This is a genomic window from Kordia sp. SMS9 (genome assembly GCF_003352465.1).
GTDB lineage: Bacteria > Bacteroidota > Bacteroidia > Flavobacteriales > Flavobacteriaceae > Kordia.
The window spans coordinates 2,081,115-2,105,007 of sequence record NZ_CP031153.1 but is presented as its reverse complement, the minus strand read 5'-3'; the positions used below and the strand labels follow the sequence as shown (position 1 = coordinate 2,105,007).

General features: G+C 34.8%; 21 protein-coding genes and 1 tRNA gene. 9 read left to right on the top strand and 13 right to left on the bottom strand.

Annotated elements, in window-relative coordinates; genetic code table 11:
- The first annotated feature begins 74 nt into the window (after window positions 1-74).
- Complete coding sequence (locus tag KORDIASMS9_RS09110; RefSeq protein WP_114902551.1) at window positions 75-1,355, top strand: hypothetical protein; 1,281 nt, start codon at window positions 75-77, stop codon at window positions 1,353-1,355.
- A 5-nt stretch (window positions 1,356-1,360) separates the two neighbouring features.
- Here the strand turns inward: KORDIASMS9_RS09110 and KORDIASMS9_RS09105 are convergent, their stop codons facing one another.
- The 6 genes from KORDIASMS9_RS09105 to KORDIASMS9_RS09080 form a co-directional block, all read right to left on the bottom strand.
- On the bottom strand, window positions 1,361-1,825 hold the full coding sequence (locus tag KORDIASMS9_RS09105) for an RES family NAD+ phosphorylase (protein ID WP_114902550.1): 465 nt from the start codon (window positions 1,823-1,825) through the stop codon (window positions 1,361-1,363).
- Window positions 1,825-2,238 carry an antitoxin Xre/MbcA/ParS toxin-binding domain-containing protein gene (locus tag KORDIASMS9_RS09100; RefSeq protein WP_114902549.1) on the bottom strand — a complete coding sequence of 138 codons (414 nt, stop codon included), beginning with the start codon at window positions 2,236-2,238 and terminating at the stop codon, window positions 1,825-1,827. The genes KORDIASMS9_RS09105 and KORDIASMS9_RS09100 overlap by 1 nt, the downstream gene beginning before the upstream one ends.
- A 143-nt stretch (window positions 2,239-2,381) precedes the next feature.
- On the bottom strand, window positions 2,382-2,864 hold the full coding sequence (locus tag KORDIASMS9_RS09095; protein WP_114902548.1) for a hypothetical protein: 483 nt from the start codon (window positions 2,862-2,864) through the stop codon (window positions 2,382-2,384).
- Window positions 2,865-2,923: 59 nt separating this feature from the next.
- Window positions 2,924-4,033, bottom strand: a complete 1,110-nt coding sequence (locus KORDIASMS9_RS09090; RefSeq protein WP_162819849.1) for a tetratricopeptide repeat protein — start codon at window positions 4,031-4,033, stop codon at window positions 2,924-2,926.
- 44 nt (window positions 4,034-4,077) lie between these two features.
- Window positions 4,078-5,577, bottom strand: a complete 1,500-nt coding sequence (locus KORDIASMS9_RS09085; RefSeq protein ID WP_114902546.1) for a M56 family metallopeptidase — start codon at window positions 5,575-5,577, stop codon at window positions 4,078-4,080.
- Entirely contained in the window at window positions 5,574-5,942 is a 369-nt protein-coding gene (locus KORDIASMS9_RS09080) for a BlaI/MecI/CopY family transcriptional regulator (RefSeq protein WP_114902545.1), read from the bottom strand. The genes KORDIASMS9_RS09085 and KORDIASMS9_RS09080 overlap by 4 nt, the downstream gene beginning before the upstream one ends.
- Window positions 5,943-6,153: 211 nt before the next feature.
- Here KORDIASMS9_RS09080 and KORDIASMS9_RS09075 point away from each other — a divergent pair, with 211 nt between their 5' ends.
- The gene (locus KORDIASMS9_RS09075) at window positions 6,154-7,131 is read left to right on the top strand and encodes an HNH endonuclease (RefSeq protein ID WP_114902544.1); all 978 of its coding nucleotides are present in this window, start codon (window positions 6,154-6,156) and stop codon (window positions 7,129-7,131) included.
- 629 nt (window positions 7,132-7,760) lie between these two features.
- Here KORDIASMS9_RS09075 and KORDIASMS9_RS09070 read toward each other — a convergent pair.
- From KORDIASMS9_RS09070 to dnaE, 7 genes are all read right to left on the bottom strand, one after another.
- Window positions 7,761-7,834: transfer RNA gene (locus KORDIASMS9_RS09070), tRNA-Asp, on the bottom strand.
- An 86-nt stretch (window positions 7,835-7,920) separates the two neighbouring features.
- Window positions 7,921-8,850: a DUF58 domain-containing protein gene (locus KORDIASMS9_RS09065; RefSeq protein ID WP_114902543.1), complete on the bottom strand. Its 930-nt coding sequence runs from the start codon at window positions 8,848-8,850 to the stop codon at window positions 7,921-7,923.
- A 155-nt stretch (window positions 8,851-9,005) separates the two neighbouring features.
- Window positions 9,006-9,326, bottom strand: coding sequence for a thioredoxin (trxA, locus tag KORDIASMS9_RS09060; RefSeq protein ID WP_114902542.1), 321 nt, complete (start codon window positions 9,324-9,326; stop codon window positions 9,006-9,008).
- Window positions 9,327-9,485: 159 nt separating this feature from the next.
- A complete protein-coding gene (locus KORDIASMS9_RS09055; protein ID WP_114902541.1) occupies window positions 9,486-10,502 on the bottom strand; it encodes a transglutaminase domain-containing protein in 1,017 nt (338 codons plus the stop codon).
- A 26-nt stretch (window positions 10,503-10,528) separates the two neighbouring features.
- Window positions 10,529-10,936, bottom strand: coding sequence for a carboxypeptidase-like regulatory domain-containing protein (locus KORDIASMS9_RS09050; protein WP_205318047.1), 408 nt, complete (start codon window positions 10,934-10,936; stop codon window positions 10,529-10,531).
- A 394-nt stretch (window positions 10,937-11,330) separates the two neighbouring features.
- Complete coding sequence (locus tag KORDIASMS9_RS09045) at window positions 11,331-11,987, bottom strand: HAD family hydrolase (protein ID WP_114902540.1); 657 nt, start codon at window positions 11,985-11,987, stop codon at window positions 11,331-11,333.
- A 170-nt stretch (window positions 11,988-12,157) separates the two neighbouring features.
- Window positions 12,158-16,540 carry a DNA polymerase III subunit alpha gene (gene dnaE, locus KORDIASMS9_RS09040; protein WP_114902539.1) on the bottom strand — a complete coding sequence of 1,461 codons (4,383 nt, stop codon included), beginning with the start codon at window positions 16,538-16,540 and terminating at the stop codon, window positions 12,158-12,160.
- A 161-nt stretch (window positions 16,541-16,701) separates the two neighbouring features.
- On the opposite strand from dnaE, the gene KORDIASMS9_RS23160 reads away from it, so the two are divergent.
- The 7 genes from KORDIASMS9_RS23160 to KORDIASMS9_RS09010 all read left to right on the top strand — a co-directional run bounded on the left by KORDIASMS9_RS23160 (window position 16,702) and on the right by KORDIASMS9_RS09010 (window position 23,860).
- Entirely contained in the window at window positions 16,702-16,839 is a 138-nt protein-coding gene (locus KORDIASMS9_RS23160; protein ID WP_162819848.1) for a hypothetical protein, read from the top strand.
- A 36-nt stretch (window positions 16,840-16,875) separates the two neighbouring features.
- Window positions 16,876-17,379 carry a 30S ribosomal protein S16 gene (locus KORDIASMS9_RS09035; RefSeq protein WP_114902538.1) on the top strand — a complete coding sequence of 168 codons (504 nt, stop codon included), beginning with the start codon at window positions 16,876-16,878 and terminating at the stop codon, window positions 17,377-17,379.
- 71 nt (window positions 17,380-17,450) lie between these two features.
- Window positions 17,451-17,978 (top strand): ribosome maturation factor RimM, encoded by a 528-nt coding sequence (gene rimM / locus KORDIASMS9_RS09030; protein WP_114902537.1) that lies wholly within the window; start codon window positions 17,451-17,453, stop codon window positions 17,976-17,978.
- A 3-nt stretch (window positions 17,979-17,981) separates the two neighbouring features.
- Entirely contained in the window at window positions 17,982-18,695 is a 714-nt protein-coding gene (locus KORDIASMS9_RS09025; RefSeq protein ID WP_114902536.1) for a tRNA1(Val) (adenine(37)-N6)-methyltransferase, read from the top strand.
- 105 nt (window positions 18,696-18,800) lie between these two features.
- Window positions 18,801-19,979, top strand: coding sequence for an acyl-CoA dehydrogenase family protein (locus KORDIASMS9_RS09020; protein WP_114902535.1), 1,179 nt, complete (start codon window positions 18,801-18,803; stop codon window positions 19,977-19,979).
- 858 nt (window positions 19,980-20,837) lie between these two features.
- Complete coding sequence (locus tag KORDIASMS9_RS09015) at window positions 20,838-22,790, top strand: restriction endonuclease (RefSeq protein ID WP_114902534.1); 1,953 nt, start codon at window positions 20,838-20,840, stop codon at window positions 22,788-22,790.
- A 167-nt stretch (window positions 22,791-22,957) separates the two neighbouring features.
- The gene (locus KORDIASMS9_RS09010; protein WP_114902533.1) at window positions 22,958-23,860 is read left to right on the top strand and encodes a ribokinase; all 903 of its coding nucleotides are present in this window, start codon (window positions 22,958-22,960) and stop codon (window positions 23,858-23,860) included.
- Window positions 23,861-23,893 lie beyond the last annotated feature (33 nt).

Sequence of the window (23,893 nt, the reverse complement as noted above, 5' to 3'; positions counted from 1 at the left end):
CTTAATGTTTCTTAAAAAAGCGTGTGGCACTCTATTTTTTTCTAACTTTAAATGTATAACCAACAGATTACCACATGCACACCACACCCACTTGGAATATTTTCCAAAAAATAGGATTTCGCTTTTTCTTTCTTCACGTATTATTATATGCGTTTCCGTTTCCATTAGATGCTTTTACGTATTTAGAAGAGAATGTCACTAAATTTTTAACAGATACCTTGTGGGGAAATTTAGTTCCCTTTATGGGAGATTTGTTTTTTAGTGTTGAATTGCCAAGTGAAAGTCCTATTACTGGAAGTGGCGATATGACCTATAATTATGTCCAATTATTTTCATGTGTGTTTTTGGCGGTTATCGGAGCCATCATTTGGACGTTTATTGATCGTAAACGAAAAAACTATACAAAACTATTGCGAATATTAGTCATCTATATGGCGTATTATGTGCTGTTTTCAATGCTTAGTTATGGATTTTATAAAATAATTCCACTTCAATTCCCTGCGCCTCATTTAGGAAGATTGATTCAACCTTATGGACATTCGTCACCTATGGGAATTGCTTGGACGTTTATGGGCGCATCCAAAGCATATACCATATTTTCTGGCGTAGCAGAAGTTACAGCGGGACTGTTATTGATTTTTAGACGTACGCGTACCTTGGGCGGATTGGTGGCGTTTGGCGTAATGCTAAATGTATTCATGATGAACATGTGTTATGATATTCCCGTAAAAACCTACTCTTTTCATTTGCTGTTTTTTGGACTTTTCATCTTTTTACAAGATTGGAAACGCATTTTTGCAGTATTTTTTACAAAAGCTGCTACGACTCCAAGAAGCTTTCCAAAGTATTTTACAAAGCCTGAATATAACGGTGCAAGTATTGTATTGAAATTAATTATTCTTGGGCATTTCTTTTATGGAATTATAGGCCAAGTTGTGGAAGCCAATGCTGCATACGGACCGAATACACCTAAACCGCCGCTGTATGGAATTTATGAAATTGAACATTTTCAAAAGAATAAAGATACCATTCCAATGTTGGTGACTAATGATACGTTATGGAGACGAATTGTGTTTCAACGCCAAAATACTTTCAATGCTTACAGAATGGATCATAATGCACTTTGGCTGTCGATGGAGCTAGATACCGTTGCTAAAACAATGCGTGTAAAAAACTATAGAGATTCTACTGATATTTACAATTTTAAATATACCTTAAAAGACAATATACTTACATTGAGCGGCACACGTAAAAAAGACACTTTATTCATCAAAGCAACACAATATGATTTGAAGAAATTTAAGCTGATTAACAGAGGGTTCAATTGGATTAATGAATATCCTAACAATAGATAATTATGTTACTTTTCATGGTATAAACGGGAGTCAAAACTAAATTTTTGAACTTTTACAACGCGGATTTTATGAAAATCAATATGTAGTGGGTTTAAAATATAATTGAATTCGTCTTTTACAATGGCAGAAGGCACTTGGAGTACTGCAAATTTATTTTCTGTGACAAATTTGGTAAAGATTTCTTGCGTTTTACTGTTGTATGGAAAGGTATTCCAATCTTTAGGAAGTTTTTGAAGTTGATATACTGAAACTTCCGCTGGAATTTCAACATGTACTAATATACGATCGTCTGGCAAATCTTCCGTAATGTCTAAATGCATGACAACTTCCAAATACGATAAAGATATGTGTTGTGAAGTGTATATGGCACGCGTTCCAATTTCATTCCAACGGCCACCGATTTTTTCTGCACCAATTCCCGAAAGTAAGTTGTTTTTTCGTTTGGCTCTGTCAATTCTAAATACAATCATCAAGCAAAAATTCCGTAATCAATACGTCGTATTTCATCAATAACTAGTTTTACGCCGTAACTGGTATCTAAAAGGGAAAAAGGAGTTTGCCCGCCTAACACTTTGCTTTTTTTGTTGAGCCATCTGGTAAATTTTTTTTCATCGCCAAACACTTCAAAACCTTTTGAGTACACTTCGGCAATTTCGAACAAACGCTCACTGACTTCTTTGTCGTAACTCGTCTTTTTGGATAACGTTGAGTATGACGCAGGAACGATTTCTGATATTTTTGTGAGTGGCAAGGCTACACGCAAACTGAACTTTTTTAATTGTGAACGTGTAACACCGTTTCTAGTGGCGTGAATAATTTTTAGTTTGTTTTGCGGCGAGTCGTTTCGGTTGTCGATATAGCTCGTAAGGGTTAAAGCTTCCATGTTTTAGTAATTTTACCTAGTGTGTTGTGTAAATTTACAATTTTTTTATGGGTTTCTTACCAAAAGATCATTTTTTTATTCTTTTTTAACAGAAGATACAATTTACTCATGTAGTTTTCAATCTTTGAATCTTTGAATCAAAACTATTGTTCTTCTACATTTAAGATGATAGGCAAGATGAATTTTGTTTGTACAGGAATACCTCTTTTATATGCTGGAGAAGCTTTTGGTAAGTTTTGCGTACTAGCTTTCAGTAAGCTGTCTAACGTTGGAATATGTTTGGTCGTTTTTGCGTTTTTATTGATGGAAAAAACGTTGATGATTCCCAAGGTATCAATGTGTAATTCAACTTTTATAGTATCGCGAATGGTTTTGGTAACACGAAAATTATTTTGGGTAAGTTGTGTGTGAATTTGATCGGTTAGTGTTTGAAAAAAACATGTTTTTTGCGCTTCTTTTTCCAATCTGTCACAGTTTGAAAATGAAGGAAACACATCTACTGTATTCAAATTGATACTTTCTTTTTCTTGTGCGACAATGGTTTCTTGGGAAACGACAGGTTTCTGGAAAAAATCACAAGACGTGCACAGGAACAGAAATACGCAATATGTCCAAAGTTGTTTCATCAATACAAATATCATGAAAAATACAACTTTTCAATAGTTTGCCGCAACTTTTGGTTTGTTTATTCTGATTTTAGGTGAATTTCTTCTTTTAACTCACGAATTCGCGTATTGACAATGGTTTTGATTTCGGTTGTAGCTTTTGGAAATTTTTCTAGGAAACGCGTATACATTTTTAGTTTTGCCTTTACATCAGAATAATAATTGTCTGCCACTTGCGCTAAGCGTAATTGTGCCAATTCGTAGTCTGGATTTTCCTCCAATGCCATATTGAAGAGTTTCATAGCTTTTTGAAATTCTTTTCGATCAAAATGCACCATTCCCAAAATATAATAATCGCCTGAAGGATCGGTCATTTTTCCCACAATTGCTTGTGATGCGTGATGTTCGGCTTTATCAATCATTCCATCTTGATAATACAATTTTGCCAATTGCGAATGGTAGTAATAATTTCCTTTATCGCGTTTTAGCGCTTCTTCATAATATTGAATCGCTTTTAAAATACGTCCCAAACGATAGGCTGAAAATGCTGCTTTTTCATACACATATTGCGTTGCTTTTTTTCGATTCATGAGTTTTTCAAACCAAAACAATGCGTTTCTGTGTTCCTTTTTTGCATAGAATAATTGCGCTTTAAACCCCATAATTTTAACGTCTTCTTCGTTATTTGCCAAACCCGTTTTTATAAAACGTGCTGCTTTTTCAAACTGTTGCGTTTCCATGTAGTTTTTGATCAATTTGTAGATGCTTTTTTGATGTTGTGCATCCAACTGAAACGCTTTTTGGTAGGATTGCAGGAACGTTTCTTCCCGCAAGGCTTCTTTCGCCAAGCCAATTTGGTAGTGAAAATTTGGGTTCAGTGTATCTTTTGATTGTAGCTTTTCAAAGATTGTGAGTGATTTTTCTAATTTTCCTGTCGTAAATAATAATCTTCCATAATCATACAAAACCAGTGTATTGAGTGAATCTATTTTGAGCACTTTTTCATAGCTTTCAATCGCTTTTTTAGAGTTTCCTAATGCTTTGTAGGCTTTTGCGATTTGTGCATTTGCGTAACTACTCGTTTCAACCGATTGATACAGTTTGATGGCTTTCGAATAATTTCCGAGTTGATACAAACTATCTGCCACAAACAAAGTCGAAGATTGCGCTCCGACTTTGTAAATGCTCATGCAAAGTATACATGTGATAAGTATTTTATTCATACATAAAGTAATTATTCTTCTATTTGAAACACAATTGGGATTGCAAATTTCACACTCTTAGGTTTTCCATCTTTCATGCCTGGTTTAAATTTTGGAAGCGTGTTTATTACCTTTTCTGCTTCATCTTTCAAAGCTGGATGTGGCGCTCTAGCTAACACATTAGAGACGTCACCATTTTTATCAATCATAAATTTTATAATGATTCGTTGTCTGCCAACCAAACCAACACTCTCAGCACGTTTTACATCAAAATTTTGCATAATATGCTTTTGAATTGAAATGTTTAAGCATTCTTTTAGCTCATTTTGCGATACTTTACCCTCGCAGTTAGGATGTACAGGCACTTTGTCTAAGTCTTTAGATGAAACGGCTTCTTTTTCAAACTCATCATACGTTACATTTTCTTGTATGCTTTTCTTGCGAGCCACTACATAGTCATCATAATTCCATCCGTTTGCATGTAACACTTCAGGTTCTTCACCTTTTGCAATTGCCAATTCACGTCGCGATTCAAAAAGTTGCTTTGATAAATCGCCTAGTTTGGTGTATTGTTCTTTTGTCATCATTTCGACACCTTTTACACTTTCGCTATAGGCATTAAAATCTTCTACCGCTTGGGCCACTTTGGCACTCATCTTTTCTACATTGGCCTCGGTATTTTCTACTTCAGACACGGTAGTATCTTCACAAGAAGTGTATACTAAGGACAGAATGAGCATTGGCACTAATACTAAGTATTTTAGTTTTAAAATTTGACGGGATTTTTGTTTTGTTAACATAATGATTCGTTTTTTAATTAGTGAATGTTTAAAAAATTGATTGGTAAACGAAAATTGTTGTGTTTGGAAGACTTCCGCCAACAATTTTTCATAATAATCGGATTTGTCCTTGTTTCGGACGACCGCTGCATCAGCGATGTATTCATGTACTTCTGAAATTCGTTTTTGATAGATGTATACTAATGGATTGAACCAGCACAGAATGCGCAAAAGTTCAAAATATAGCAAGTCTAGTGAGTGTTTTTCGCGAATGTGTACCAATTCGTGTGAGAGAATATCTTCTAACTTCGCTTCTTCAATTTCTTCTCCGACAAACACATAGTTGAATATTGAAAATGCCAAGGTACTTTTTGGTATGATAATCACCGTGTACTGTTCCCGTTTTACAAAGCGTCCTTTGAAACGGAGTGTTGCCAATTGTACAATTTTATAGATAAATAATAGACTGCTAACTGCAATTCCCACAATTAAAAACCAGTTCCACGTAGGTTCAATTGTGGCGACTGCTTTTTCAGGAGTGAGCACAATTTCTGGTAATAATATTATGTACTCTTGTGGCACTACATTTTGAAAGCTTTCAAGTTTGATAAATGGCAGTACAAAGGCAATCAATGATGAAAATATAAGGTAAACTCGGTTCCAATTGAAGAAGGTTTCTTTTTTGAGAAATAAATCATAACTCAGCAAGAATAGTAATTGGAATGCAACAACTTTTATAAAATATGTAATCATGATTTCTGATTATTTTTTTCAATTTCTTTGCGTATTTCTTCTAATTCTTCCATACTGATATCATTTTTCTGCATAAAAAACGACACCATACTTTTAAAAGATCCTTGAAAATAACCGTTCACCAATTTTGAAATTGACTGATTGCTGTATTCAGATTGTGGCAACAATGGAAAATAAACATGTCCTTTCCCTACCTTTTCATAACCTACAAATCCTTTGCTTTCCAGAATTCGCACAATCGTGGAAACCGTATTGTAGGCAGGTTTTGTGCCTTTAAAATTTTCAATAATGGCTTTTACATTTGCTTTTTCTAGTTTCCACAGAATTTGCATGATTTCCTCTTCTGCTTTCGTCAATTGTTTCATAAACTGTATGGGTATTTTCAACTAAATTTTTAGTTCAACAATACAAATATAACTAATTTTTTAGTTTGAACTAATTTTTTAGTTGAAAAATGTAAAACAAATTATAGTTCAATAGAAATTCACTACTTCTTATAACATTACAAATTTTAACTATTGATTTTTTTATGAATTAGAATATAAGTAGCTTTATAGAGTAGGCAATAAAAACTAAATGACAGAACAGCTCTCTATATATTTACATAAATTTAAAACTTTAAATAGAGGTTTTAATAAAAACCTTGGTAGGGCACCTCACAAACCTATATTATTACTATCAATATTAGAACTTATCAGTAAAGGAGAAATTCATTCAAATAGAATCTTCATTACGCCAGAACTTTTACTTTCTTTCAAACATAATTGGGATAAATTAGTCTACAGTCAACATATAGCTAATTTTGCTTTGCCATTTTTTCATCTAAGAAGCGAATCATTTTGGTCATTACATACCAAATCTGATATGGAACTGATCGTAAATACATCAAAAAGTATTAAGAGTTTCAAGAGTCTTAATGATGCTATTGACTTTGCTGAAATTGACGAAAACTTATTTTTATTTCTTTTAAATCCTCCAAGTAGAATACTATTTGAAGCAGCATTACTTGATGAATACTTCCCTGATTCTAAAGTAAATTATGCTTCTAACCAGCTGAACAGTGAAGAAGTTAAGATTGAACACCAAATTTTGAATGAAAATAAAATTGAATACCAAAGTAACCTAAAAAAGTTAAAAGCTACATTGAACGGCGATGATTATGTAGAAGAATTATTCATTAGAGGCGGTTTATTCAAAAGAACAATTCCTAAAATATATAATTACAGTTGCTGTATTTCAGGAATGAAAATAGCATCCAAACAAAACGCACAAATGGTGGACGCATGCCATATTGTTCCCTTTAGTATTTCAAATGATGATACTATAACAAATGGTTTGTCATTATCACCAAATCTACACAGAGCCCTTGACAGAGGTCTAATCACGATACATCAAGACTATACAGTTCGAGTTTCACCAACTATAAGAGAGAATGATTCTGTATTTTCTTTATCACAGTTTAATGGAAAAAAAATTATACTCCCACAGAAAACTACATGGCATCCTTCGGCAGAATCATTAGATTGGCACAATAGAGAGGTTTTTGCTGTTTAAAATGATTATTGTGTAATTCTTAGGTCAAATCCGAAAGCTTGATTAAATTATATAGAATTTATAAAGATTGTAGAAAAATCGGTTTCTCATAACAGTTGAAAATCACTTCAATGAGATTCTGGATCAAGTCCAGAATGACGACTTTTAGAACTTTTAAGACAGCCAATAGCTCAACTTACGGTTTTCAATGCATCCTTCGGACTTCTTTGTTTGGGAATTCAAAAGAAACAGTGTGTTTCTTATTAGAAAGCAGAGGTTCTTTGTAAAAGATCCCAACCTGCGTTGGGATTAGCTCAACTTACAACTTTGCGTGCGTCCTTTGAGCTTCTTTGTTTAGAGATTCAAAAAAATAATGTGTTTCCTGTTGGGAAGTAGAAGTTCTTTGTAAAAGATCCCAACCTGCGTTGGGATTAGCTCAACTTACGGTTTTCAATGCGTCCTTCGGACTTTTGAAAACCGAGTTTCGCTAAAATAAAAAAGCATCCCTATTTTCATGAAGAAAAAAGGAAAGCTTTTCATTGGTTTAACTACTAAACCAAGGTAAATCAAGGATTTACCTTAAACAACACAACTAAATCATTTTGCCAAAAAAAGCTTCTCCACTAGAGAGAAGCTTTTTGCAATTTTAGCGGTCTGGACGGGATTCGAACCCGCGACCCCATGCGTGACAGGCATGTATTCTAACCAGCTGAACTACCAAACCGTTGCTTTATTGCGGTTGCAAATATACACCACAATTCTTTGTATGCAAATATATTTTAGAAAAAAATTAAAGTTTTTTTAGCATTATTATGCAAATTTTTGTCTTTCAACTAAATACGTTAGCAATATTTTTTCAAAGTTTTCATTTATATCCGCAGCTATATACTTAATCTTATACTGCGCACATTTCATTTTTAATTGTAAAAAATAGTCTGATACTGCTTTTTGATAGTTTTCTTGAACCGTATCCGCATAAATGTCAATATGGGCACCCGATTCTACGTCTATGAAACGCTTGGGTTTGTTGTCGAAATCGAAATTCAATTCTTTTTCGGCATCAAATACATGAAATAAAATGACTTCGTGTTTGTTGTATTTTAAATGTTGCAACGCTTCAAAGAGCTTTTCATCTGCTACTCCATCTTGAAACATGTCCGTGAAGAGAAAAATAAGGCTTCTGCGGTGTATTTTCTCCGCAATCTGATGCAAATAGGTGTAGGTATCTGTTTTTTTATTAATTCGCTTTGTAGTGACAGCAGTATCAAGCGCATTCAATAACAATTGATGGTGACGTTCGCTTCCCTTTTCTGGCGCATAAAAGTCATAATTGTCTGAATAAATACTCAATCCGATAGCATCGCGCTGCTTTTTCAAAATATTCATCAAAGAAGCAGTTGCCAGTACGGAAAACCCAATTTTATTCAAGCTTTCTAAAGATAAATCCGCAACTTCTGGATAATGCATGGAAGAAGAATTATCAATAATAATATGACAGCGCAAATTGGTTTCTTCCTCGTATTTCTTAGTGTATAATTTGTCGGTTTTCGCGAAAAGTTTCCAATCAATATGTTTGGTACTTTCGCCTGAATTGTAAATTTTATGCTCTGCAAATTCCGCCGAAAAACCGTGAAATGGACTTTTATGCATTCCCGAAATAAATCCTTCTACGACTTGTTGTGCGAGCAATTCTAAATTCTTAAATCCAGCAGTTTTATTGAGTTCTTGTTGTAAATTCACAAGTTATGTTTCTTTAATTGATGATATAAATGTACAACTTATTATTCGTTTTTGAGAAACTGCGTAAAAGTTCGCGCAAAGCTTTTAAAAAATAAGAAAACAAAAAAAGGTTTGACACGTAATCAAACCTTTTATATGCTATTTCAGCGTGTATTTTAAGCTAATAACTTATCAATAACTTCTGTATATGCAGTTTTTGGAGCAACACCTACTTGACGTCCTACCAATTCTCCGTTTTGAAAAACTAATACCGTTGGAATGTTACGAACTCCAAACTGAGCTGCAAACTTCTGATTTGCATCAACATCTAATTTTCCAACAACTGCTTTCCCCTGATATTCCTCAGAAATTTGCTCTACTACGGGTCCTAACATTCTACATGGTCCGCACCAAGCTGCCCAAAAATCAACCAATACTGGTTTGTCGCTACCTAATACTACTTCTTCAAAATTTGCATCTGTAATTTCTAATGCCATAACTATATATTTTTATGATTTTACTTTATTTTTTTGATCATTATGCAATATTAGTCAAATATTTTTCCAAAACTTACACCACCAGTATTTGTTTTGACTATGTTTGAATTGATTTTTCTTATTTCTATCTAAATATCAATACGATAGTCACTTAACTACTTATCGAGTCACCTCAATAGTATACGTTGAAATTAAATCATCTTTAATATATAAGTGTACATCGTAAAAACCCGTAAATTCAAATTTATAATCAATACTCAGCGATTTGTCTTGGATAGAAACTTGCTTAGGATAAATTTTTCGTTCTCTAAAACTACTTTCAATGACCAAATTGACATCTTCTTTTTCTATCTCTTTTTGAAGCTGTAGTTTGAAGTTGATGTTTTTATTTCGTTCAACAGCATTGTATAATGTTTGCGGATAACTATGATCGCTAAAATAGGTATACGCTTTGTTGTAAATGATAGGCGCATCCATAAAGTCTTGAAGCGAGGGCGTTTTACCTTCCATTAAAAACCATTTTTTATCAATAGGATGATGATTTACCGCAAAAATCTTCGGGTCTGACAAGAAGAATCCACCATTAAAATCAAATTGAAATTGATAGGTTTCCGGATTCGGAATGCCACTTGCCCACGTAGGATCACATAAATACCATTTCCCATTGAGTTTTACAGCATTCCAACTATGATTGGGTGAATCGAGCGTTTTCAAATTGATCGTACTTGTTCTGCCGTATCCGTGCACCATTTCACATTCAATATCGGCTAAATTTGCCAATTCTTTCACTAAATACGCGTACCCTGTGCAAATTGTAGAACGGTTTTTTAATAACTTTTTAAAGACAATTTTCTGAAATTTTGAATTCCACGCATTCAATTCTGCAGGATCATCTTTGTAGCGATAACGCTGACGTTTGTTGCGTTTGTATAATTTGTAATTGTTGGAAACACTGCTGCAAACCCATTTAAAAATAGCTCTGAAACGTTCTGCATCTGTGTCTAATTCTGAAGTTAATTTATAGACTAAATCTGGTAAATTATGTAATGTTTCGTCTTTGTATTTCAAGGCAATTTCATCGGCTTTCTCAAAGGAAATTTGATCAAAATCCGAAATTTGAGCCGTTGCTTGAAATACAAAGACGAATAAAAATATATGTGTTATAAATACACGCATTCAACAAAAGTATTTATGAACTACATTTAATTTTTTCGTTTCGATTTGTAACGCTTATTCGTGTTGACAGCGCCCATAAACTCAATCACCTCATCGGATAAAACTGCTTTTACAAATGTGGTGTCTGCCTTTATTTTATATTCGATAGATTCGTATCCTAAATAGGTAATCACCAACACATCGCCTGTTTCAAGCGCCACAGGAAAGGTGAACTCTCCTTTTTTATTCGTCACTGCACCTTGATTTTCTCCTTTTAAAATCACGTTAGCGCCTTCCAACGGTCCTTGCGGACTACTTACGGTTCCTTTAATGATTCTTCCCTTTTGAGAAGTGGAATTTCCAGACTGTCCATACATCGGATTGAACGCGAATACAGCCAATACTAAAATGGTAACATACCATATTTTTTGTGTAAATGTTACTTGTTTTTTCATCTGTTTCTTTTTTTAGATTAATTTCTTCTTGATCAAATGCGCAGTTATTAAATTAACGTGAGTTCGACTTAAAAAACCTTTATTTTACTTGTAATTTACTGAAAAATAAACACTTGTCAGTTCGAGCGCAGTCGAGAACAGCTAAGAATTGATATTTTCAAAGGAATCTCGACTGCGCTCGATTTGACATTAAGTGTAATGTATTAACAATAAAGTACATAGCATAATATTTATATCGAACTCACGTTAAATTATGAACAAACGCATTCTCTAAGTTTCTTTATATTTATAAAAGTATCTACAGTTTTGCTTACTTCAAAGTACGATTGAGTAAACCGCACTTTTGAGTGAGTGAACGTTTAATTTGTTCTAAATTAGTATTTTATTGAGCGAATTACAATAAATTCCTGTCAAACACTAAAAAATTAACAAAATGATTTGTTGCGCCGTGTGCTTCTAACTTTTCTTGATTTTCCGCACCAATTCCAATAAATTCGATGCCCAAATTGTTGGCGGTTTTCACATCCCAAATTCCATCGCCTAACGAAATAATGCGTTGAAAATTGGTTGTGTTGAAATAATTTTTTGCTTTCGCGATGGCGGAATTGACAATTTCCTCGCGTGTAAAAAAACGATTGGAAGCTTCTAGTAAAGGGCGATCGTACACAATTCCAGCACGATTCAGTTTAAATTCTGCTGGCAACAACATAGAACCTGTGGCAAAACAAACGGCGTAATTCGTTTGAGTAATAATTTCTTGTAAAAAAGTATTTGCACCTGCAATTTGCGTAATACGACACTCTTTGATTTCCTTTAAAAATTCAGCTTCAAACTGTTGCAATAGTTGTTTTGAAAACCCACGATTCACGTCTCTTTCATAATTTTCTTTCGCGATGAAACTATCAGTTAAATGTGTATAACTTTCCCAATCGGTATTCACGAATTCTACGCCAATCGTACGCAATGCATTTACAAAACCTGTTTGATGCACATTTTCGCTGTCGAGCAACGTTCCGTCAATATCAAAAACGAGCAGGTTTTCTTTTTTCATAACTCTTTACAGTTAATTTACCAAACGTTTGATCGAGTGTTTTTTCGGAGTGAAACGAAGAAAAATTGCATCGAAATCTTCTTTGAATACTCTCAATATTAATAAAAATTTGCGCGAATTCAATCGTTTTACAGATAATTCAACATTTAGCATTTAGCAAATAAACGTCATCAGTTAATTTTATACAAAATATCTTCTTCTGCCAACGCATCCAATAATTCCTGCGTAATATTTACTTTTTTCTTTTTGCTGGGTGCTTGTAATTTTATTTTTTCATTACGCTCGTATAAGGTAAAATGTAATGATTTATCGCCTTTGTGTGTGTCTAAAATTTCGTTGATAAAATCGAGTGTGTTTTCTTTTAGTTTATTTACATCTAGTTGAATCGTAAGCTTTCTTGCCGCAGTTTCCATCACATCTTGCAACAATTGCATCGAATTGAATTGCAATCTTGGATCGCCACGTTTTCCTGTATCACGATTGATCCAACCTTCTCGAATGAACGCTTTGATATAGACGAATGAATTCGGCACAAAGAAATGACGAAACTTTAAATATTCTTCTCCAAAGATTCTAAATTCATGCGAATTTGTATAATCTTCCACCGTAAATAATGCCCAACCTTTTCCGTTTTTGGAAACTCGGTGTTGCACTTCTGTCACAACGCCACCAAAAGAAATTTCACGATTCACAAATTCTTCCATTTTAGAAAAACAGGTTAAATCGCCATTACAGAAATAGTCCATTTCCGCTTTAAAATCGTCCAACGGATGTCCCGAAATATAAATTCCTACCACTTCTTTTTCACGCGCTAGTTTCTCCATCGTTCCCCATTCTTCACATGGCGGCACTTGTGGCTCAGCAATTTGCACTTCGCTGGCTTCACCAAACAAACTTACTTGTGCAGAGTTTTTATTTTCTTGATATTTTGCACCGTATTTCACGGCTTTTTCTAAAAAAGTAACCGCATCATTTTCTGTATGGAAATATTGCGCTCTGTGTGTATCGCCAAACGAGTCAAATCCGCCCGCTAAGGCTAAGTTTTCAAAAGCTTTTTTATTGGCTGCGCGCAAATCTATTCGTTTTGCCAGATCAAATACCGATTTGTATTTTCCTTCCGAACGTTCTTTCACGATGGTTTTTACAGCACCATGTCCCACACCTTTGATTGCGCCCATTCCAAAACGCACCGCACCTTGGTCGTTTACCGTAAATTTATAGAACGATTCATTCACATCAGGACCTAAAACTTCCAATTTCATACGTTTACATTCTTCCATAAAGAAGGTAATCGTTTTAATATCATTCATGTTGTTGGAAAGTACCGCCGCCATGTATTCCGCAGGATAATGTGCTTTTAAATACGCCGTTTGATAGGCAATCCAAGCGTAACAAGTAGAATGCGATTTGTTGAAGGCATACGCTGCAAATGCTTCCCAATCTTTCCAAATTTTCTCTAGTTTGTCTTCGGCATGTCCTTTTTCAGAAGCTTGCGAGATAAACTTAGGCTTCATTTTATCCAGTACGGCTTTTTGCTTTTTCCCCATCGCTTTACGCAAGACATCGGCTTCACCTTTGGTAAAATCGGCCAATTTCTGCGACAGCAACATCACTTGCTCTTGATAGACTGTAATTCCGTAGGTTTCTTCTAAGTATTCTTGACACGCATCTAAATCGTACTCAATATCTTCTTCTCCGTGTTTTCTGCGAATAAAACTCGGAATGTATTCCATCGGTCCCGGACGATACAAGGCATTCATTGCAATGAGATCGGCAAACGTTGTCGGTTTGAGCGATTTCATGTGCTTTTGCATTCCGGGCGATTCGTACTGAAACACGCCTACCGTTTCTCCTCGTTGGAATAACTCGTATGTTTTTTCGTCGTCAAGCGGAATGTTCTCAATGTCAATCTCAACATCGTGTTTGTACTTAACAAGCTTGACCGTATCTTTGATCAGCGTCAGCGTTTTCAGTCCTAAAAAGTCCATTTTTAGCAGACCTGCATCTTCCACCACCGAGTTATCAAATTGTGTACAGTACATGTCTGAATCTTTCGCCAACGCGACCGGAACGAACTTCGTAATATCATCGGGTGTAATGATGACGCCACACGCGTGAATTCCCGTATTACGGACTGAACCTTCTAACACGCGTGCCATGTTCACAGTTTCCGCAGCCAAATCATCTTCTTCCGAAATATTCACCAATTCATTGATGAGTAGAACTTCTTCAGCTCTAAATTTTTGTTTGAGTTCTGCTTCCGATTTTCCAAAAATCTTTGCCAGTTTCGTATTTGGAATCAATTTGGCGATTCGGTCTGCTTCGTTCAGTGGCAAATCTAACACACGTGCGGTATCACGAATGGACGATTTTGCTGCCATGGTTCCGTACGTAATGATTTGTGCTACTTGATTTTCTCCATATTTATCAATTACGTATTGCATTACGCGACCGCGACCTTCATCATCAAAGTCAATATCAATATCGGGCATGGACACACGATCCGGATTTAAGAAACGCTCAAAAAGCAGATCGTACAACATCGGATCAATATTTGTAATCCACAAACAGTAGGCAACTACCGAACCTGCTGCCGATCCACGACCTGGACCAACCGAAACGTCCATGTTTCGCGCTTCGCGGATAAAATCTTCTACAATTAAGAAATACCCTGGATATCCTGTATTTTCAATGGTTGCAAGTTCAAAATCGAGTCGTTCTTCAATTTCTGGTGTAATTTCGCCATATCTTTTTTTCGCACCTTCGTACGTTAAGTGTCGTAAGTATTTGTTTTCTCCGCGTTTTCCACCGTCGTGTTTGTCTTCTTCAAACTGGAATTCTTCTGGAATGTCGAATGCAGGTAATAATACATCACGAGCTAACTCAAATGGTTCTACCTTGTCGACAACTTCTTGTATGGAAAGTATGGTTTCTGGCAAATCTTTAAACAAGGTTTTCATCTCGTCTGGCGACTTGAAATAGTATTCTTGATTTGGCAATCCATAGCGATAACCACGTCCGCGACCTATGGGTGTGGCTTGTTTTTCGCCATCTTTCACACATAGTAAAACATCATGCGCAGTGGCATCTTCTTGAGCAATGTAATACGTATTATTGGTAGCCACCAGTTTGATTTCATGCTTTTTAGCCAATTTGACCAATACTTCATTCACACGATTTTCATCTTCTTGATTGTGACGCATGATTTCGACATACAAGTCGTCTTGAAAGGTTTCTTTCCACCAAAGCAATGCTTCTTCCGCTTGTGTTTCTCCTATGTTTAATACTTTGTTTGGCACTTCACCATACAAATTTCCCGTCAATACAATAATATCTTCTTTGTACTGTTCAATGACTTTTTTGTCAATTCGCGGTACGTAGTAAAATCCTTTTGTGTATCCGATGGAAGACATTTTTGCCAAATTGTGATAGCCGTTTTTGTTTTTGGCGATGAGTACAATTTGATATCCGTTGTCTTTTCGGGTTTTATCTAAATGATCTTCACACACAAAGAATTCACAACCTACAATTGGTTTTAGAAGTTGCGCATCGGTGGTTTCTCCTTTTTCGGCTGCTTCCGCAATTTTTGCTTTGATGCCTTTGTTGTAATTACTCACTTCCTTTACAAAGTGAAACGCGCCCATCATGTTGGCATGATCGGTCATGGCGACACCTTGCATGTTGTATTTTCCAGCGGCTTTTACTAAATCGCTAATACTAGATGTGGATTGTAATACTGAGAATTGCGAATGATTGTGCAAGTGTGAAAACGGTGCATTTTTTAAGGCTTCAAGGTTTTCGTTTATTTCTTGTTGTGAAATTCCGCTTCCGCCTTGCTCTTTTTCGAGTCGCTTTCGTATTTTTTCAGAAGCCTTTTTGAGATTGATGTGCTTCAATCCGATCATTTCAATTGGCTGCGGATTGTTTTCCGAAAAGCGTTCAAAATAATCTGGTGAAACATCTAATTGCTCAATCGTATATTGTTTTCTTCGGATGAGTTCTAAGAAACAACGCGTGGTTGCTTCCACATCGGCGGTTGCGTTGTGTGCTTCTCCAAAACCAACTCCGAACAAATAATTGTGTAATTCGGTTAGTGTGGGTAGTTTGAATTTACCAAATCGTCCTCCTGGCAATTGACATAAACTCGCTGTATCTTCCGTACAGGTATCTAATACAGGTAACTCTTGCAGATTGTTTGCAACGTTTTCGCGATAGAATTCTGCACCCATAATGTTGACATCAAAACCTACATTTTGTCCTACAATAAATTTTGCTTTGGACAGTGCAATGTTGAATTTTGCCAAGACTTCTTGCAATGAAAATCCTTGTTCGGCTGCCAATTCGGTAGAAATTCCGTGAATTTTCTCAGCATCGTACGGAATGTTAAAACCTTCGGGCTTGACTAAGTAGTCTTGATGTTCGATGAGGTTTCCCAATTCGTCATGCAATTGCCAAGCGATTTGGATACATCTTGGCCAGTTGTCTGTATCAGAAATTGGCGCGTCCCAACGTTTTGGCAACCCTGTGGTTTCGGTATCAAATATTAAGTACATATAGTTTGGTGTATGGAAGAATTTGCAGTGCTAAAATTACAATTTTTTTTCCTGTTTTCTGGATGAAGTTATGAACACCGTATTAGTGGTTGAGTACGTTCGACTGCGCTCAGTATAAACTAAATTAATAGGTATAAATTAGCATTTCTAAAATAGAAACCATGAAGTTATTAACTATTTTTGCGGCTAAAAAAGCGTCTATCGAATACACGACCGCATTTTTTCGTGCGGAAATACCAAAAAAAGTGGATTTAAGTAGTTGTGTTTCAGAAATAATAGTATTTTTGCAGCCTTATTAATAATCGAGGTCGTGAACCTCACAAATTAATTTTTTTATGCCTGTTAAAATTAGATTACAGAGACATGGTAAAAAAGGGAAACCTTTTTACTGGATTGTTGCCGCAGATTCGCGTGCAAAAAGAGATGGTAGATATTTAGAGAAATTAGGTATTTACAATCCAAACACAAACCCTGCAACTATTGAACTAAACCTTGACGGTGCGGTACAATGGTTACAAAATGGAGCGCAACCAACTAATACAGCTCGTGCTATCCTTTCTTATAAAGGAGCAATGTACAAGAATCACTTGCTTGGTGGAGTTCAAAAAGGTGCTTTAACGGAAGAACAAGTAGAAGAGAAATTTACTGCTTGGATAGAAGCTAAAGAAGGTAAAGTACAAGGTAAAGTTGATACTTTGGCGCAAGCAGAAGCAGATGCGAAAGCAAAAGCTTTTGAAGCGGAAAAAGCTAAAAACGAAGCTCGTATTGCCGCAAATGCTCCTGTTGTAGAAGATGCAGCTGAGGATGCTGGAGAAACACCTGCAGGTGAAGAAGAATAAATTATAGATATTACATATAATTTTTAGCCTAGTAAATACTAAATTTGCTAGGCTTTTTTTATGCTATTGATATGAAAGTTGAAGATTGTTTTTATTTAGGAAAAATTGTTAAGAAGTATAGTTTTAAAGGTGAATTACTGGCAAAGCTCGATACAGACCAACCCGATTTGTATGATGATTTGGATGCTGTTTTTGTGCAGCTTGGACGTAATTTTTTGCCGTTTTTTATTGAGAAATCATCGTTGCACAAATCTGATTTATTGCGATTGAAGTTTGAAGATATAGATACGGAGGAAGATGCCGATCAGTTGTTGAAGTGTGAATTGTATTTGCCACTAGAATTTTTACCAAAACTAGAAGGCAACAAGTTTTACTACCACGAAATTATTGGTTTTACGGTAGAAGATGCTTCTTTTGGAACCGTTGGAAAAATTGTAAGCGTGAATGATACGACGGCACAACCGTTATTTGAGATTGAACGCGAAGGTATTGAAATTTTGATTCCGATCAATGATGATATTATTAAGAAAGTAGATCGTAACGGAAAAAGCATTCATATTGAAGCTCCGGAAGGATTGATTGATTTGTATTTGGAATAAATTATGAGCAAACCGTTTCGATTTAAAGAATTTACAATTCAGCAAGATAAAACTGCTATGAAAGTGGGCACAGATGGCGTGTTGTTAGGCGCTTGGACTTCTGTGGAAAGCAATCCATTTTCGATTTTAGATATTGGCGCTGGCACAGGATTGATTGCCTTGCAACTGGCGCAACGTTGTGCTGCGGAATTGATTGATGCTATTGAGATTGATGACGACGCCTACGAACAAGCGGTGGATAATTTTGAAAATTCTCCGTGGAGCGATCGTTTATTTTGTTATCATGCAGGTTTGGACGAATTTGTGGCTGAGATTGAAGACAAGTATGATCTCATTGTGTCAAATCCGCCATTTTATCGAGAGAATTTTAAAACTGAGAGTCTTCAACGCGATACCGCACGTTTTACCGATGCCTTACCTTTTGAGGAATTACTGGCTGGTGTTGCACATTTGTTGGAACCGAAAGGAACGTTTCATACAATTATTCCACATAAAGAATACGCGCATTTTATCCGTCTGGCGGAAGCCCACCACTTATTTCCATATAAAACGTGCCATGTAAGAGGAAATCCTTCAGCAGATTTTAAACGCAGTTTGATTTCGTTTTCTTTTGAAAAGAACGTGAATCAAGTAGATGAATTGATTATTGAAACGGCAAGACATCAATTTACAGACGCATATATTTCACTAACGAAAAACTTTTATTTAAAATTATAACAATTTGTCTTTGTTTTGTGACATTTCATTAATTACTTTTGTGATCGCGATTTACAAACATTCCGTAAATTTGAGTATTAAAAAAATGCTATAAACAGACGATTGATGAAACCAGATTTATTCCAAGCTCCTGATTACTACAACTTAGATGAGCTATTATCCGAAGAACATAAATTAGTGAGAGATGCTGCCCGCGAATGGGTAAAAAGAGACGTATCTCCAATTATAGAAGACTATGCGCAGCGTGCTGAATTTCCAGAACAAATCATTGATGGATTGGCTAATATTGGTGCATTTGGACCGTATATTCCAGCGGAATATGGTGGTGCAGGTTTGGACCAAATTAGTTACGGATTAATCATGCAAGAGATTGAGCGTGGAGATTCTGGAGTACGTTCTACAGCTTCTGTACAATCTTCGTTGGTAATGTATCCGATTTGGAAATATGGAAATGAAGCGCAACGTCAAAAATATTTACCAAAGTTAGCTTCTGGTGAATGGATGGGATCTTTTGGTTTGACAGAGCCAGATCATGGAAGTAATCCTGGAGGCATGACTACGAATTTTAAAGATATGGGCGATCATTATTTGTTGAATGGTGCCAAAATGTGGATTTCAAATTCTCCTTTTTGTCAAATCGCAGTGGTTTGGGCAAAAAATGAAGAAGGACGTATTCACGGATTGATCGTGGAGCGTGGTATGGAAGGATTTTCTACACCAGAAACGCATAACAAATGGTCATTACGTGCTTCTGCTACGGGCGAATTGATTTTTGACAATGTAAAAGTTCCGAAAGAAAACTTATTACCCAATAAATCAGGATTGGGAGCGCCATTAGGTTGCTTAGATTCTGCGCGTTTTGGAATTGCTTGGGGCGCTATTGGAGCTGCAATGGATTGCTACGATACTGCTTTACGTTACAGTAAAGAACGTATTCAGTTTGGAAAACCGATTGGACAATTTCAATTGCAGCAAAAGAAATTAGCAGAAATGATTACGGAAATTACCAAAGCACAATTGTTAGCTTGGCGATTGGGTGTCATGCGTGAAAATGGCACGGCTACTTCTGCTCAAATTTCGATGGCAAAGCGTAACAATGTAGAGATGGCTTTAAAAATTGCACGGGAAGCACGACAAATGTTAGGTGGTATGGGAATTAGTGGAGAATACTCAATTATGCGTCACATGATGAACTTGGAAAGTGTAGTTACGTACGAAGGAACGCACGATATTCATTTATTAATCACAGGATTAGACATCACTGGATTGAACGCTTTTAAATAGCATACAAAAGCTTTTAAGAAGCTTTTTGTAATAAATCAAAACATGGGCAACGTTTACAACGTTTGCCCTTTCCTTTTTTATACTTCTTGCAACATTTACTTTTAACGTTCTTCGCAATCTTAATTTTCTGTTTCTTCGATGTTCTAGGAACTTCCTCTAAAGCAATTAAAAAAGACATAAAATTTTATTTACACATTCAGGCACAAATATATATTATTTTTATTTATTCTAAATAAAAAAGATAAATTTTAACGTAAAAATTTACCCTCAAGAAAATACCCTATAAAAAATGTGAAAAGACTACGGCAGCATAAGAAAGTTTGGGAAATCTCTTTTTAGGTTCATGGAAGTTATTTTAACTACTAAACGGAGACCCCCTAATTTCTCAATTTAATATATAACTAACTTTTATATTTCTCTAAGTTTCCTCAGCAACACTAAAAAAAAGGGAGAATCACAAGTCATGATCTCCCTTTTATCTAATAGAATAATACTATTATAATGAGATTCCCCTAAACCTCAATATGTTTTCAACAAAAATAAACTATATCTCGTGGCACAACTAAGATAAAACATTACTTGTGTTACGGTTTTACCGTAATTATAGTACGCTTCAATTGCTTTATTTAACTAATAATCTCATTTTCAATTATTTATAAAAATATAAAAAATTAGCAAAAAATTAAAAAACCTTCAAAACCGTAATTCATAAAGATTTTTTACGCTTGTAATTTAAGTATTTTAGACCTAAAACTCTTTAGATAGATTTCGTATTTCTGGATAATTAGCAATCATCGTTTCTAAAACACATGTTAAAAAAAAGAATTATATTACAACTACAAAAAGATAAAGAAATTTATGCAAAATTATTTAGCTGTATCTGAACTTTCTGATATTGAACTTGATATAATTAACAACTTGATTAATGGACGAAACGAAAATGATTCTATAAGGGCAAAAAGTTATTTTAGGAATTCTTTTACAAAGTCGGAAGGCATTCTAAAAACTTCAAAAATAAGTCAATCTTTATATTTAGAAAGTTTATCAGAATTAGCCAAGGTTGAATACAATGCTAAAGAAAGAACACTTACATGGAATCTTCTTTTAAAAAAGCTTCGTGATTTCTCAAATTCATCTCCAAAAAGTGAAAATACTATTATGATCTGTTGTGATAGTATCATCTCTTATATACAAGAGCCTTTTATAGATAAGGACAATCAGCTTATTAGAAAGACGCTAACAATGTTGAAAGGGAAAATAGATTCCATTATTAAAGATAAAGGTGTTTTACAAAGTGCAGAATTATTAATTAAAAAAGCTGCTATACTAAGGCATTTTGCTTATTTTCAAGTTACCAATGACTCCAAAAAAATTGCTATAGAACAAGCATTAAGATGTGTAGAAAAATCTATTTCAATATCAGATGAAACTTGGTACGCTTACAACGAACTTGGGAATTGCTACAGACAGTTTTCAAATTTTGCGAAAAAAATATTTATCTATAATGAAAGAATTGGTCTCGCGGAAGAATCCTTAAAACATAGTCAGCACATTGAAATTACAGTTCATAATACAATTGCATTATGCATTTTATACAAAGAAACCTACCAAACAGCTCCTTTTATTGAGGCTTTTAAAACGTATGAAAAAATTGAAAAAAATCGAAGAAGGTTTTTAAAAAACTCTTTTCTACTCGCTGAGGTAGTAACAAATATGTACTTCTCAAAATATCCAAAAGAAATGCTAGATGAGTATTTGGATAAAGCTGATTCAATTTTAAATGAAGCGATCAATGCAGGATATAGCGATGCTAGAATAATCTCAAATTTAGCCTATATTAAAGCTGCAAAAGGAGAAATTAGTGTTGGCAAGTATGTACTTAAAACACTAAACCATTCCAATACATCAACATTTGATTGGAACAATATTATAGAAACCCTAGATCTAATTAAACACTCCGAAGATTTATTTGCACAAGGTTTTGTATTGGGCATTGATGATTCTAATATCTGGAATAAGCTAGGATCTTTTGCAATTAATTTTTTAGATGATATAGACTTGGGGATAAAAATGTATAATGTAGCTCTTAGCTTTAACAAATCGAACCCAATAGTCTTAACGAACCTTGCTAGAGCATTGTTAAAAACTCCATTAAATGAAGCTGTTATAGAAGAAGCAGAATACTACATATCTAAAGCGGCGGCTTTGTCAAATTTCAGATTTCAGTGGTGGAGAGAAGTTAGAGAAGAAATTCATGCCATACAATCTGAATCTTTTGAAGTTGAAACAATACAACCGCTCAAAAAAAAGTTCAACTTTTCAAAAATAGCTGATTTATATAAATACTTTCTTTTTTTGAAAGAGATGAAAGATCCACAAAAAAGAGGGTACGAATTTGAGAAACTCATCAAATCATATTTTAAAATCTCACTTGGAAACTCTATTGGATCACATAGAATAACCGCTTCAAGTTCTATGCAGATAGATGGAGCCTTTTATTTTCAAAAAGAATTTTATAGAGTGGAAATAAAGTGGACAAAAAGTAAAAGTGACCATACAGATATTAATGATTTCTATTTTAAATTGAATACTATTGGCGTAACAGGTTTATTCATTTCCATGAACGGATTCACTGATTCTGCGATAAATAGAGTGAAATCTTTAAAAAAAGAAGTGAAAATTTTGTTGATGGACGGAGATGAAATTGAGAAAACCTTAAAAGGCAGTCCTACTTTTGATGAAGCCATAAGAGTAAAACAGTTGTATTTTTACCTAGAAGATAACCCTTACCATATAATTGATGCTGTTTAAAAAATCGTCAAATCCTATAATAAACTACACATAATAACTATAGGGCTGCCTAATTTTAAAAGCATAAGCTAACTTTTGATAAGAAAGTAGCATTAAATAACTTTAAACAAAAACTCTAAAGTTTGTGAAAATGTATCCTGTTTTCAGAATATTGATAAAAAAACACCATGAAAGCTAAACTACTAATCATAGGATCTGTAAATCAAGATATTGTTGTAACAACTTCTAAAATACCTAAAGCTGGAGAAACCGTCCTTGGAAAGGAACTATTTTATTTTCCAGGTGGAAAAGGACTAAACCAAGCAGTAGCAGCACATAAATTGGAAGCGAATGTCACTTTTGCAGGAAAAGTTGGAGAGGATGTTTTTGGTGAAAACATGAAATTTTTCATGTCTACTATGAAATTAAACACACGTATTGACACGCTTCAAAACACAAATACTGGCACTGCTTTTATAACTATTGATGATACTGGAGAAAATTGTATTACAATCATTAAAGGCGCCAACAATCATTTTACAAAAGACGACACCAATATTCTTGAAAATTATGGTGTTGGTGATTTTTTATTGCTTCAAAATGAAATCAATGAAGACATAAATCATGAATTCATCAGAAGTGCTTTTGATAAAGGAATGAAGGTTATTTTAAATCCAGCTCCAGCCTATACAATTCCTGTAGAACTTTTAGAAAAATGCTATTGTCTTATTGTAAACGAACATGAGTTGATGATAGTTTTTGGTATTTCTCAACTAAATTTAAATTCAGAAGAAGAACTTCAGAAAATCTTAACGTCTTTATATCTTGATAAAAACATCAATATCATTGTCACTTTTGGAGCAAAAGGAGTACGAGCAATATTTGAAGGCGTTTATATTTCAGAACAAGGACATAGTGTTGAAGTGACAGATACTACTGGTGCAGGTGATTGTTTTTGTGGAGCTGTTGTTACTTTTTTAGCTGAGGAAAAAAACATCAAAGAAGCTATTGCACTTGCAAATAAAGCAGCAGCTATTTCAATTACTGGACTTGGGGCAAATTCTTCGTATCCGAGCAGAGAAGACTTGTAAATTCGTATAAATCAAAAGTATGATCATCACATA